The sequence below is a fragment of the Naumannella huperziae genome, assembly GCF_054073625.1.
This window is the reverse complement of the sequence record NZ_JBSXPH010000001.1, coordinates 2,686,030-2,698,431: the sequence shown is the minus strand read 5'-3', so window position 1 is coordinate 2,698,431 and position 12,402 is coordinate 2,686,030. Positions and strand designations below refer to the sequence as shown.

The window sequence follows — 12,402 nt, the reverse complement described above, 5'->3', positions numbered from 1 at the left end:
CGGATGTCGATGGCGTGGAAGGCTGTGCTGCATGAGCTTCTATGCGCGAAGGTCGCCGCGGCTGGCGCGCCAGATCGCCGCCGACGTGTTCGTGGCCTGCTGGCTGGTCGCATGGTTCGTGGTCGGCCGGATCGCCGACAGTGTGGTCCGTGCGATCGCGGATCCGGTGCGGGGGATCGCCGGTTCGGTCGCGGACGTGCGGCGCGACCTGGACGGCGCGGCCGACCAGGTCGGCGGCGTGCCCGGCCTGGGCGACATGCTGCGGGCGCCGTTCGAGGCGGCCAGTGGCAATCTCGGCGGCGTCGTGGACGCCGCCGAGCAGCAGATCCGGGCCGTCGAACAGGCCGCGACCCTGGTCGGCGTGCTGACCTTCGCCGTGCCGGCGCTGATCATGATCGTCTGGTGGCTGCCGGGCCGGCTGCGGTTCCACGCGGACAACCGTGCGGCGCGGGCGATGCTGCGGGCCGGCCACGGCGCGGACCTGCTGGCGCTACGGGCGATCGCCCGCCAACCCCTGCCACGGCTCGCCCGCACCGGCGTTGACTTCGCCGAGGGCTGGCGGACGCGCGACCCGGAGACGATCGGCCGTCTCGCCGCGCTCGAACTGGAACGGGTCGGGCTGTAGCGCGGTCGCGACGTCGCCAGCGCCGCGCCCGCCGCTCAGGCGATCAGATCCGCATACTCGGAATGGTCGGCAACGAACCGTGCGGTGTAGGGACACTGCGGAATGACCCGCCAGCCGAGCTCGCGGGCCCGGTCCAGGGCGAAGGAGGTCAGCTTGCCGGCGATGCCACGGCCCTGGCGCGCGGGATCCGTCTCGGTGTGGGTGAATGTGGCCACGTCGCCGGCCAGCGCGTAGTCGATCAGACCGACCACCTCGCCGGCGTCCTCGGCCAGGAAGCGTGCCCCCGCCTCGTCGTGTCGCAGCTCCATCGTCTGTTCCTCCTCCGGTTCGCGGTCATCTCCGACGCTCGGACCGCACAGTGATCACATGCCGGTCCATGATCAGATCCAGCCGTTGCGCCGGGCCAGCTTGGCCGCCTCGTGCCGGTTGGCAACGGCCAGCTTGGTGACGGCCGCGGACAGATAGTTGCGGACCGTGCCCACCGACAGCGCAGCGCGGCTGGCGATCTCGTCGATCGGCGAGCCGTCGGCGGCCAGGGCGAGCACATCGGCCTCTCGCGGCGACAGCGGCGAGTCACCGGCCCCGATCGCCTCCGCGGCCAGCTCGGGATCGACATAGCGGCCGCCGTCGTTGATCGTCCGGATCACCGTGGCCAGCACCTGGGCCGAGACGGTCTTGGGCACGAAACCCCGCACGCCCGCGGCCAGGGCTGCCTTCAGGTAGCCGGGCCGGCCGTGGCTGGTGACGATCATGCAGGCGCACCCCGGCACCTGCGCCACGATCTGCTTGGCGGCCTCGATCCCGTCCAGCCCCGGCATCTGCAGATCCAGGACCGCCACATCGGGGGTGGCGTGACGGGCCGCAGCGACGGCCTCGGTGCCGGAACCGGCCTGGGCGACCACCGTGAGGTCGTCCTCCAGGTCCAGCAGGCCGGCGAGCGCGTCGCGGATCAGGCCCTCGTCGTCGGCGAGCAGGATCGAGATCACCGTGCCAGCCTTTCACGCCCGCCGGGCCGACCCGGGATCGCCGGTGGGGCGGCGAGACCGGGGCCGCCGCGGGCGGGATCTGCCAACGGCACCTCGGCCTGCACCGTGAAACGCCTGTCGTCGGACCGGGTACGCAGCTCGCCGCGGACGCTCGCCAGTCGCTCCCGCAATCCGGCCAGCCCCGACCCGCCGACGTGATCGGTCGGGGATTCGCGTACCCCGTCGTTGGTGATCACCAGGCGAACCCGGTCCCCGAGGTGGTCCAGTCGGATGGCGACCCGGGTCGCGGTGGCGTGCCGGAGCAGGTTGGTCACCGATTCGCGCAGCACCCAGCCCAGCGCCTCCGACACCGGTTGGGGTAGACCGTCGGGGTCGCCGGCGATCTCGGCCCGGACGCCGGCCGACTCCAGCACGGACCGGGCGCCCACCAGCTCGTGGGCCAGGGTCGTGCGCCGATAGCCGCGCACCACCTCGCGTACCTCCTTGCCCGCGTCCTCGACGAGCTGATGCACCTCGCGCATCTGGACCGCGGACTCGGCGCCGCGGCCGCGATCGGCGAGGCCCGCGGCCAGCTCGCTCTTCACGGCGACGGTCGACAGCGTGCGGCCGAAGACATCGTGCAGGTCCCGGGAGAAGCGCAGACGCTCCTCCGCCACCGCGAGCCGGGCCGCCGTGTCGCGGGCCGACTGCAGCTCCCAGAGCACCCGCAGCATCCATGCGGTGTGCCAGAACGTGAGCAACACGAAGGGCGCGATCGCCGCGACCAGGATCGTGAGGCCGAGCGTGGCCCCGGCCGAGCCGGGACCGGGGAAGATCATCAACATTGCGGCCGACAGTCCGGAGGTGACAACGGAGGCGACCAGCACATCACGGAAACCGAGGATCGGCGTCACGCAGGAGAATGCGTAGATCAGGGTGTAGGCGCCGAGCAGCGGCTGGATGAAGGCAGCGGACGCGACCGAGGCCAGCACACCCAGGGCGACCCACCCCACGAGCCTCCAGTCCGGCGGCCAGGACAGGCGCAGCGTGGAACGGCGGCGCATCGCCGCGAGAGTGCGACGGATGACCAGCGCCCCGACCACCGCCACGACCAAGGAGCCGACCAGGGCGAGAACTCCGCGCACCGGCTCGTCTGCGGCGCTTCGCCCCATCACGAAGAACACGAGCGGGATCGTCATCGGGGTGAGATACATGGTCCAGCGCAGGTAGAACTCCAGGCGCCGCGCATTGACCTGCGCCCATCCGGCGGTGTCCGACATGGCGACGATCCTGCCACCGACGAGCGGGCGCGGGCGCTCGGCGACTCATGCGCTGGGCATGACGCCTGTCAGGTGGACGCTGCCGGCCCGGGCCGGCCGAGCTCCAACCCCAGATCGCCGGGGGCGTCGGCGGGCACGGTACGCGGTGCCACCCACAGGCCGCGGGCGGTCGCGGTCACCACCCCATCGGCCTCGACCTCGCCGGTGATCCAGACCTTGCGGCCGCCCGGGTCGTCGGGACGCGCGCGGATCACCAGTTCGGTGAACAGTGGGGTCGCGGCCAGGTAGTCGATCGTCAGCGTGCGGGTGAACCGCAGCCCGTCGCGTGGTTGGGCCCGTCCCAGGACCGAGTCCAGCAGGGCGGCCACCATGCCGCCGTGCACCCGACCGGGCGGCCCCTGGTAGCCGACCCCGAGCGTCGTCCGGCCCACCCACGCATCCTCGGCCTTGTCCCAGCGCACCACGGGCGCCAGCGGATTCGCGGGGCCGCCGATCAGGGCGCGGCTCTGCCCGTGCACACCCGACAGCCGCTGCCAGAAGGCGCGAACGGCATCCTGTGGGTCCGCCGCGTACGGCTCCAGCAACTCCCGCGCCCGGTCCAGCACGTCCGCGAGCTCCGGCGGCGGTGTCTCGTCGTCGCCCGTCCGCACGACCAGGTCGATGATCTCGCGCAACCGCGCTGCCGTCGGTTCCCACGGTGACGAATGGCTCACCCGCGGGAGCTTAGCGTTCGATAGGTGGCCGACGGTGGGAGAGGCCCGCAGCGCCTACCGCGCGACGTCGTAGACGGCCTTGACGACCCCGTTGTCGTAGGCCTCGGACTCGCGCAGCGTCAGCCGCTGCTCGGCCTGGTTGCTGCGGCTGAAGATGCTCTTGCCCTCCCCGAGCAGGACCGGGAACACCAGCAGGTTGTACCGGTCGATCAGGCCCGCGTCGGCGAGGTTGCGGGCGACCTCCCCGCTGCCATGGACGAAGATGCCGCCACCGTCGGTCTGCTTCAGGGCCGCGACATCGTCGACCGAGCGCAGGATGGTGGTCTCGCCCCAGCCGTCGACGAGGTCCTGCTCACCGAGCGTGGTGGACAGCACATACTTCGGCAGATCCTGGTACGCCGCATGATCGGCCGACTGCGACCAGAACGGCGCGAACGCCTGATAGCTGCGGCGGCCGAAAAGCAGCGCCCCGGTGTCGGCCAGCTCCTCGCCCTTCAGGGCGAAGGCCGCCTCCTCGAACGGGGTGCGGAAGACCCAGCCGCCGCCCGGGTGCCCCTCGACGTCACCGCCGGGGGAGTCCATCACGCCGTCCAACGTGACGAACCCCGTCCATACCAATTCCCTGGCCATCTCGCTCAACTCCCTCGATGTGGGCCACTCGTGCAGCGGCGCTCGCGCGAAGAATAGGTGGGCAAAGGGTGACAGCGCTGGCCCTCGCTGGTCGGGCTAGCCTGTCGCGGTGCTGATCCTGCTGCCTCCGTCGGAGGGCAAGCGCCGCCCGGTCCGGGGTCGGTCGCTCGATCTTTCGGCGCTGTCCTTCCCCGACCTTGCCGGGCTCCGGGAGCAGGTGATCGCCGCCACCGTCGAGGCCGCCGGGCGATCCGATGCCGCACGGCTGTTCGGGGTCTCCGCCGGGCTGGCGGGCGAGGTGGCCCGCAATGCCGCGCTCGCCTCGGCGCCCACGGCGCGCGCCGACCGGGTCTACGACGGCGTGCTCTACCGGGCACTCGACCCGGGCTCGCTGGACGCCGCGGCCAGGCGTCGGGCGGGCCGGTGGCTGGTGATCAGTTCCGCCCTGTTCGGGGCGCTGCGGCCGGCCGACCGGATCCCTGCCTACAAATTGTCGATGGGTGCCCGGTTGCCGGGCCTGCCCGGGCTGGCCGCGCTCTGGCGTACCGCCCTGCGGGGTCCCCTCGATGCTGCGGCCGGCACCGGTCTGGTCGTCGACTGCCGGTCCGGCAGCTATGCGGCTGCCTGGCGGCCGGCGCCGCCCGCCCGCTGGGTCCGGGTTGAGGTGCCCGGCGCGACCCACGACGCGAAGTTCGCCCGCGGGCTGGTGGCCCGCGCCGTGTGCGCCCACCCGGGCGTGCCGACGACGCCGGAGGACCTGGCCGACCTGCTGCCGGCCGGCTGGGTGGTCGGGTTGGACACCCGATCCGCACCGGCTGCGCGGCTCGAGGTCTCGGCACCCGCCGGATCCGCGGTTCCTTGATCGTGGTCACGATTTGGTAGCCTCCCTCCTCGGGACTGCACCACTCGGCATCGGCCGAGGACCAAATCGGGGGTCGTGGGGTCCCGTACTGTCGGCGACCCCTGCGCACTTATCGATTGGGGGAGCGGTTGACTGCGACCATTACGCCGCCAGCAATCCCGGGTTCGTCCAGTCGCACGGCGTCACGCCTGCAGGTCTCCCATCCCTCGCACGTTCGTCGCCCGGTCTCTCATCGGCCGGGTCGTCGGCCCGGTCGGCTGTCGCGCTGGTTGGCGCTCCCGCCGCTCCCTCCTGAGGTGAATCCCGACGCCGGACCGCTCGGGCGAGTTGTCCTCGCCTTGTGCGCGGTGGCTGTCCTGCTCATCGGCGTCGCCGGTCGCGCGGCCGGCTGGCCCGTGGCAACGGTCCTGCTGGCGACCTACCTGAACTTCGGGCCGGGGCTCGCCGTCGCGCTGTTCGGTCGGATGCCGTGGCACCGCCTGGTGCTTCTCGCGGTGACCGTCTCCCAGGCCGTGCTCGTTGCCGTCAGCTTCCCCTTCGCGTGGACCGGTGCGGTCCGCATCACGGCCCTGTGGCCGGTGCTGGCCGTGGTCAGCGGCGGGCTGATGCTGCTGGCGGTGCGCGGCGACCTGCGCCTGCTCGCCGCCGGCCGCGCCCGGTGGCCGCGGCCGAGTCGTGATCTCGCGCCCACGGCCCTCGCCCTGCTCGGCCTCGGTATCTGCCTGTTCGCGGCGTGGCGCGTCGCCGGGCCGGCCCAACCGATGGGCGCGGCCATCACGGCCGGGCCGCTGTGGTTCGTCGGCGCCGCCGTGGTGCTCGCCGCGGTCGTGTGGTCCATGCTGGGCGGCTCGGTGTCCGGCACCGGTCGGCTCGCCGGCCCTGCCCTGATCGCGTCCTCCGTCGTCGTCACCAGCCAGTTCGTGATGTACCGGATGCCGACGGTGGGGGTCGCCGCCCGCCATCTCGGCATCGTCGACCTGCTCCAGGCGCGCGGCTACCTGTCGCCCGAGACCGACATCTACCAGACCTGGGCGGGCCTGTTCACCTCGACGGCCTTCGTCTTCGAGGTCGCCGGCGTCACCTCGCCGTTCGAGTACGCCGCGATCTGGGGCACGGTCGCGGCACCGGTCATGGTGCTCGCGGTGCGTACCCTCGCCGGTCGCTTCGTCATCTCGCGCAGGGCCTGGGTCGCGGGGCTGGTCTTCGCTCTGGCCAGCTCGCTGACGACCAGCTTCTATGCGCCCCAGGTCGTCGGATTCGTCTATGCCCTGATGATCCTGACCCTGCTCATCGGGCGCCCGCCCGCGCGGCACCCGTGGACCGATCCGTCGCTGCTGCTCGCCTCGGCGTTGTGTGTTGCCCTCACGGTGACCCACCAGATCAGCCCGTTCCTGTTGGCCTTCGCCCTCGGCGCCCTCGCCGTCTTCCGGCTCGTCCGGCCGGTCTGGCTGCCCCTGATCCCGATGCTGCTGGCGGGTGGCTGGGCCTGGCTGAATCTTGGCGTGTTGCAGCGCTATCTGCCCACCGGGGCCTCGTTCGGGCGCATCTTCGACAATCTCGCGCCACCCAGCCGTGCCGCATCGCCCTATCCGGTCTCGATCGTCAATCAGGTGACCTTCGGCGTGCCGGCCGCCGCTCTGCTGCTGGTCGGATGCTTCGCCGTGCTCACCGTGTTGCGATTGCGCACGCGGCTCGCGATCGGACTGACCGCCGCGGCCGCCAGCCCGGCGTTGCTGGCCGTCGGGACCGACTACGGGCAGGAAGGGATCTTCCGGGTGACGCTGTTCGCGCTGCCCTGGCTCGCGATCCTGGTCTCCTTGTGGCCGATGCCCACCCGCGTCCGGGTGCGCACGCCGGCGCGCATCGCGCTCGGCCTCGCGCTGGTCGTCATGTTCGCCGCCAACACCATCGGCCTGACCGGCATGGACTGGTCGCGGGTGATCCGGCGCTCCGACGTGGCGGCGGTGACCTACTTCGAGAACAACGCCCCGCCGGGTTCGCTCGCCTTCACCCTGGGTACCGGCGCGGCGACCCCGTCGCGGATCACGCGTCATTACGAGACGGTGGGCTTCCTCGGCCGCGAGACGCTCTTCCCGGCCGACCCGTTCGGCCAGACGGGCGGGCCGGACTACGACCCGGCCGCCGATGTCGACCGGACCACGGATGCGTTGCTGCTGACCGATGCCCCGCAGTACTGGGCGATCGCGACCACCACCACCGGCATCTTCGGCGACCGCTACGGCCAGCAGCGCCTCGCCGACTACGAGCGCCTGCGCGCGGCGTGGGCGGCGTCGCCCCGCTGGGAGCTCGTGTTCAGCGACGGCGATGTCCAGCTCTACCGCTATCGAGGGGAACGCGCGTGACCGAGCCGAGTCCGGTGATCGACGCCGACCCGATGCCCGCCGCCGTGATCGTGGCCCACGACCAGCCCACTCACCTGCACCGCCTGATCGCCGCACTCGATCCGCTGCCGGTCTTCCTGCACATCGATGCCGGCGCGCCGCGCGACCTGTGGCGCGAGATGACGGCCGGCCTCCCGGAGCGGGTCCGGCTGCTCCCGCGGGTCCAGGTCAGTTGGGCGGGCTTCGGCGTGCTGCAGGCCGAGCTGTTGGGTTACCGGGCGGCCCTGCGTACCGGTGCCGAGCACATCATCGTGTGCACGGGCAGCGACTACCCGCTGGTTTCCACCGACCGGATCGTCCGCACGTTGCGGGACCGTCGCGGATTCTCGTTCGGCTACATGCAGGCGCTGCCGATCGCCGAGTGGGGACCGACCCGCGGCTATGACCGTTTCGTGGTCCCGAACTGGCCGGTGCGGCGGCATCGGGTGGTGGCGCCGATCCCGCGTCGACGACCGCGCGGGCTGGCCCTCGCCGGGGGATCGCAGTGCAAGATTCTCGCCCGCCGGCACGCCGAACTGGTGATCGACCTGCTCGATCGCCATCCGCGCCTGCTGCGGTACTTCCGGCGATGCTGGGTCCCCGATGAGGTGGCCATCCCCTCCATGCTGCACAGTCCGGCACTCGGTGGTCGCTGGCCGGCCGAATCGGTGCCGGGCCACCCCTGGTGGATGGACTGGGGCGAGGCCGAAGGACGGACCCGGGTGCGCAGCCCCGACTGGCTCGGCATCGCCGACTTCGAACGGCTGGCCGCCGCGGTCGCGGCCGGTCCCCACGTGATGTTCGCCCGCAAGATCGGCGACGACGCGGGCGATCTGGTACGCCGGATCGACGCCGAGCTACGAGCGGGAGTGGCCGGTGTCTCGGGTTGACAGCGACCGCGGGTCGCGCCAGGACCTGTTCGGCCGGGGGATGATCTATGTCGTCGTCTGGTCCATGCAACTCGTCGTGGCGACGGCGATCTCGCCGGTCCTGGCGCACCTGCTGCCCGTCGAGGAGTTCGGCGCGCTGGCGGCCGCCATCGCGCTGTACCAACTGCTGTTGCTGCTCGCCGTCTTCGGCCTCGACCAGGCGCTCGAGATGCGCCGGCTGGAGGATCCCGACGCGGCCCGCACCCGCGGCCTGTTGGCTGCCGGGATCTGTTTCGCCTTCCTGATCGTCGCCGCCTTCGCGCTGAGCAGTCCGCTGTGGTCGTCGATGCTGGGCTTCGCCGGCTACCGCGACCTGGTCCTGATCACCTTCGGATGGGCAGCGCCGGGGGCGGCGGTGATGTTGATGATGGCGTTGCTGCAGGCCGAGGACCGGCTCGCCCAGTTCGCCTTCGTCAGCATCCTGTCCAGCGCCGGTGGCCCGGTGATCGGTCTGGCGATCATGTTGTCGATGGGCGATCGCAGCGCCGTCACCTACGCCTGGGGAGGGGTGTTCGCGCAGAGCCTGGCGCTGGTCCTCGGGCTGTGCTGGACCCGCCCGCGACCGGCCGGGCTGCGCGACCTGCCGGAGTTTCGTCGGGTGCTGGCCTTCGGCGCGCCTCTGCTGCTGGCCGGGCTCTCCCAATTCGTCCTCGCGGCGGCGGACCGGCTGGCCGTGTTGCGCGTGCTCGGCGAGGCCGAGGTCGCCCGCTACCAGATCGCCTTCACGATCGGCAATGTGATGTCGCTGCTGCTGACCTTCACCAATCGGGCGTGGCTGCCGCGGCTGAAGAGTCTCAGCGACGTGGCGCAGCGCTGGCAGGTCATCGAGCAGGCCCGCGACGGCATCTATGTGTTGCTCGGCTGGGCGATCCTCGGAGTCACCCTGGGCGCGCCGGTCCTGCTCCGCGTCCTCGCACCGCCCAGCTACCAGCCGGACAGCCTGGTGGTGGTCGTCTTCGTGGTGGCCTGTTGTGCGATCCCGGTCGCGTCCGGGGCGGCGAGCATGCAACTGCTCACCACCATCGGTGACACCCGGCCGCTGGGTTGGAGCGCGGTGCTCGCCGTGGCGGTGAAGATCGTGGTCACCGCCGCGCTGCTGGTCCCCCTGGGCATCCTCGGGGCCGCGATCGCCACCCTCGTCGCCCTGACCGCCCAGGCGGGCCTGCTGCGCTGGATCGCCACCCGCCGCCAGCCCGCGACCCGTCCCAATCGCCGGGTGCTCGGATTCGGCGCCGCCGCACTGGTGGTGGCCGCACTGTCGGTGCTGCTGCCGCAATCGGCAGGGTGGAACGCGGGCCGCTTCGCCATTAGCCTAGCCCTGACCATTCCGTTCTTCATGCGGATGCGCATTCTGCAGCGGGCAAACCCTGCTGCCCCTGACCCGGGAGAGAAATCGTGAGCCGACTGCGTTGGGCAGCCGCACTCGTTGGCATGGCATTGGTGGCCACGGCGACCTACTCCGTTGAACGGTCAACGGCGGCACCGTCGTTCAACGGCGACCAGGTGCCGCAGATCGACGGCTGGCGGGCGGATTTCTCCGAGGATTTCACCGCTGCCAGCGTGAATGATCAGAATTGGGGGCCCTACGGCTGGGGCTACCAGCCGGTCGGCAATGGCGCGATGGGTGTTTATCGACCCGAGAACACCACCATCTCCAACGGTACGCTGAATCTGACCTACGCCTACCGCGATGGCCAGTGGACCAGCGCCGGCGTCAGCGGCGCGCCGCTGTTCACGGCGGCCGGCGGCCGCTGGGAGTTCCGCGTCCGCCAGCCGCGCGCCGCGGGTCTCGGGTATGCCTTCCTGCTCTGGCCGGCCGGCGACAAGTGGCCGCCGGAGATCGACATCGCCGAGGGCAACTCCAACTCCCGGACCGTCAGCTCGTTCTACCACTTCCGGACCGCGGACGGTCGCGAGCGACTCGACGCGTCGCGGCAGGTCGACGATCCCTGGGTCTGGAACACCTACGGCGTGATCATCGAGGCCGACGAGTTGATCTTCACCCACAACGGCGAGCCCCACTCGCGGATCGCCCTCGACACCCCGGAGAAGCGGGCCGTGGTGAGCGAGCGCATGTGGATCGGGTTCCAGATCGGCGTGATGGACCCCAATGCCCCCGAGGCGGAATGGTTCGAGACGGTCAAGGGCGGCGTACCGAATGCGGAGACCCCCGCTTCCGGCACGGTCCAGATCGACTGGGTGGCGCACTACGTGCGTGACCCGGCCGCGTCCGGCGATGCCCGCTCCGACGGTGGGGGCGGTTCCCGCTCCGACGGCACCGGCGACCTGGCGTCCGGCGACGGCACGACCGCCACCGACAGCGGCGGCGCCGCCGGGGGCGAGGCGAGCCGCTCCGGGAGCGGTGATGTCGCCGACGATCAGGGACGCACGCGCGGCGATCAGGGACGCACGCGCGGTGATCATTTGTGGAATCGCTTGAGGGAGTTTGCGGCGGGCGAGCGCCCGGGGCTGCCGTACAGCGTCTATGACCGATGAGGCAGGCGAGACCCCGGGGGAGGTCGCGCCATCCGGACCGATGATCTCGGTCTGCGTGCCCGCGCACAACGGCGGGCGCTTCATTCGCGAAACACTCGACTCCGTCCTCGGCCAACGCGACGCCGACTTCGAGGTCGTGGTGATCGACAACGCCTCGACCGACCAGACCCCGGCCATCCTCGAGGCGATCGACGATCCTCGGCTCCGAGTGGTGCGTACCCCGCGATTGCTGCCGATGGGGGAGAACTGGCGTTTTGCGATGACCCAGTTGCGCGGCGCACTGGTGAAGGTGGTGTGCGCCGACGACCTGCTGCGGCCCGGGGCGTTGGCCGCCCAGGCGAAGATCCTCACCGAGGACCCGTCGATCGCCCTCGTCGCCAGCCGCCGTGACTTCATCAACGCCGACGGGCAGGTGCGCGCCGCCGATCGCGGACTGCGCGGCCTGACCGGCCCGTGCGAGGCGCGCACGGTGCTACGCCGCCAGGTGCGCTGCGGGATCAACCAGATCGGCGAGCCCGCCAACGTGATGTTCCGGATGGCCGACTATGCGCGCACCACCGGCTGGAACGCCCACCGCGTCTACCCGATGGACGCCCAGTTGTGGGTGGAACTGCTACGGCTGGGCCGGCTGTACGCGCAGCCGCAGACGTATGCGGCTTTCCGGCTGAGTGGCAGCAATCTGTCCGCCAGCCACTCGGCCGAGCAGTACGCCCAGACCGACGAACTGCTCGGTGAGGTGGCGCGCGAGTGGGGGATTCCCCGCTGGCAGGGCGCACTCGGTCGCCTCGCTCGGCGCGCGGTGTGGGCGGCCTGGCGGATCCGGATCAAGCTGCTGGCACGCTCGGGCGCGGCGCGGTGAAGCCGTTGCGGCCGGGGCCGCTGGCCCGCGTGGCGGTGTTGGGCGCGCACTGTGACGACATCGCCATCGGGGCCGGCGGCAGCCTGCTCACCCTGTGCCGGGCCAACCCGGGCGTGATCATCGATGCGCTGGTGCTGAGCGGGGCCGGCACCGAGCGGGAGGCCGAGGAACGGGCCGCGCTGGCGGCGTTCTGTCCTGGCGCGGAGTTGCGGCTCACCGTGGCCGATCTGCCGGACGGTCGGATGCCGGGGGAGTGGGCGCGGGCGAAGTCCCTGGTCGCGGCGCATCGGCGTACCGGCGACCCGGATCTCGTGCTGGCACCCCAGCGTCGCGATGCCCACCAGGATCACCGCCTGCTCGCCGAACTGGTCGGGCAGGAGTATCGCGATCATCTGGTGCTGGGCTACGAGATCGTCAAGTACGAGACCGACCTGCCGACCGTGTCGGTGCACGTCGCGCTGGAACCCACCGTGGTCGGGGAGAAGATCGCGCTGATCACCGAGCACTACCCGAGCCAGCACGGGCGAAGCTGGTTCGACGACGAGGCATTCCGGGCCGTGCTGCGGATCCGCGGTGTCCAGGCGCAGGCCCGCCATGCCGAGGGCTTCGTGTTGGAGAAGGCGGTCCTCGACCTCACCGGCGGTGCCCAGAGTTGATCATGT

13 protein-coding genes are annotated in these 12,402 nt (G+C 71.5%); 8 read left to right on the top strand and 5 right to left on the bottom strand.

Annotated features, from left to right (window positions below; all coding sequences use genetic code 11):
- Nucleotides 1–31 precede the first annotated feature (31 nt).
- Entirely contained in the window at nucleotides 32–625 is a 594-nt protein-coding gene (locus ACXDC7_RS12825) for a hypothetical protein (protein WP_459222376.1), read from the top strand.
- 35 nt (nucleotides 626–660) lie between these two features.
- Here the strand turns inward: ACXDC7_RS12825 and ACXDC7_RS12820 are convergent, their stop codons facing one another.
- The 5 genes from ACXDC7_RS12820 to ACXDC7_RS12800 form a co-directional block, all read right to left on the bottom strand.
- Nucleotides 661–984 (bottom strand): GNAT family N-acetyltransferase, encoded by a 324-nt coding sequence (locus tag ACXDC7_RS12820; protein WP_459222836.1) that lies wholly within the window; start codon nucleotides 982–984, stop codon nucleotides 661–663.
- A 21-nt stretch (nucleotides 985–1,005) separates the two neighbouring features.
- A complete protein-coding gene (locus ACXDC7_RS12815) occupies nucleotides 1,006–1,611 on the bottom strand; it encodes a response regulator (protein WP_459222375.1) in 606 nt (201 codons plus the stop codon).
- Nucleotides 1,608–2,870 (bottom strand): sensor histidine kinase, encoded by a 1,263-nt coding sequence (locus tag ACXDC7_RS12810; protein WP_459222374.1) that lies wholly within the window; start codon nucleotides 2,868–2,870, stop codon nucleotides 1,608–1,610. Before ACXDC7_RS12810 ends, ACXDC7_RS12815 begins: the two co-directional genes overlap by 4 nt.
- A 68-nt stretch (nucleotides 2,871–2,938) precedes the next feature.
- Nucleotides 2,939–3,583, bottom strand: a complete 645-nt coding sequence (locus ACXDC7_RS12805) for a hotdog domain-containing protein (RefSeq protein WP_179446030.1) — start codon at nucleotides 3,581–3,583, stop codon at nucleotides 2,939–2,941.
- A 54-nt stretch (nucleotides 3,584–3,637) separates the two neighbouring features.
- Entirely contained in the window at nucleotides 3,638–4,213 is a 576-nt protein-coding gene (locus ACXDC7_RS12800) for a dihydrofolate reductase family protein (RefSeq protein ID WP_459222373.1), read from the bottom strand.
- A gap of 109 nt (nucleotides 4,214–4,322) precedes the next feature.
- Here ACXDC7_RS12800 and ACXDC7_RS12795 point away from each other — a divergent pair, with 109 nt between their 5' ends.
- From ACXDC7_RS12795 to ACXDC7_RS12765, 7 genes are all read left to right on the top strand, one after another.
- Nucleotides 4,323–5,075, top strand: a complete 753-nt coding sequence (locus tag ACXDC7_RS12795) for a YaaA family protein (RefSeq protein WP_459222372.1) — start codon at nucleotides 4,323–4,325, stop codon at nucleotides 5,073–5,075.
- A gap of 347 nt (nucleotides 5,076–5,422) precedes the next feature.
- The gene (locus tag ACXDC7_RS12790) at nucleotides 5,423–7,438 is read left to right on the top strand and encodes a hypothetical protein (RefSeq protein ID WP_459222371.1); all 2,016 of its coding nucleotides are present in this window, start codon (nucleotides 5,423–5,425) and stop codon (nucleotides 7,436–7,438) included.
- Nucleotides 7,435–8,346 carry a beta-1,6-N-acetylglucosaminyltransferase gene (locus tag ACXDC7_RS12785; protein WP_218843884.1) on the top strand — a complete coding sequence of 304 codons (912 nt, stop codon included), beginning with the start codon at nucleotides 7,435–7,437 and terminating at the stop codon, nucleotides 8,344–8,346. Before ACXDC7_RS12790 ends, ACXDC7_RS12785 begins: the two co-directional genes overlap by 4 nt.
- Nucleotides 8,333–9,784 carry a lipopolysaccharide biosynthesis protein gene (locus ACXDC7_RS12780; protein WP_459222370.1) on the top strand — a complete coding sequence of 484 codons (1,452 nt, stop codon included), beginning with the start codon at nucleotides 8,333–8,335 and terminating at the stop codon, nucleotides 9,782–9,784. The genes ACXDC7_RS12785 and ACXDC7_RS12780 overlap by 14 nt, the downstream gene beginning before the upstream one ends.
- 32 nt (nucleotides 9,785–9,816) lie before the next feature.
- The gene (locus ACXDC7_RS12775) at nucleotides 9,817–10,881 is read left to right on the top strand and encodes a glycoside hydrolase family 16 protein (RefSeq protein WP_459222369.1); all 1,065 of its coding nucleotides are present in this window, start codon (nucleotides 9,817–9,819) and stop codon (nucleotides 10,879–10,881) included.
- On the top strand, nucleotides 10,871–11,740 hold the full coding sequence (locus tag ACXDC7_RS12770) for a glycosyltransferase family 2 protein (RefSeq protein WP_179446036.1): 870 nt from the start codon (nucleotides 10,871–10,873) through the stop codon (nucleotides 11,738–11,740). Before ACXDC7_RS12775 ends, ACXDC7_RS12770 begins: the two co-directional genes overlap by 11 nt.
- Nucleotides 11,737–12,396, top strand: a complete 660-nt coding sequence (locus ACXDC7_RS12765) for a PIG-L family deacetylase (protein ID WP_179446037.1) — start codon at nucleotides 11,737–11,739, stop codon at nucleotides 12,394–12,396. Before ACXDC7_RS12770 ends, ACXDC7_RS12765 begins: the two co-directional genes overlap by 4 nt.
- The last annotated feature ends 6 nt before the right edge of the window (nucleotides 12,397–12,402 follow it).

Coding starts and splice junctions, on each gene's coding strand:
- ACXDC7_RS12810 (WP_459222374.1), bottom strand. CDS start 2,870: ATGTCGGACACCGCCGGATGGGCGCAGGTCAATGCGCGGCGCCTGGAG.
- ACXDC7_RS12800 (WP_459222373.1), bottom strand. CDS start 4,213: ATGGCCAGGGAATTGGTATGGACGGGGTTCGTCACGTTGGACGGCGTG.
- ACXDC7_RS12825 (WP_459222376.1), top strand. CDS start 32: ATGAGCTTCTATGCGCGAAGGTCGCCGCGGCTGGCGCGCCAGATCGCC.
- ACXDC7_RS12770 (WP_179446036.1), top strand. CDS start 10,871: ATGACCGATGAGGCAGGCGAGACCCCGGGGGAGGTCGCGCCATCCGGA.
- ACXDC7_RS12775 (WP_459222369.1), top strand. CDS start 9,817: ATGGCATTGGTGGCCACGGCGACCTACTCCGTTGAACGGTCAACGGCG.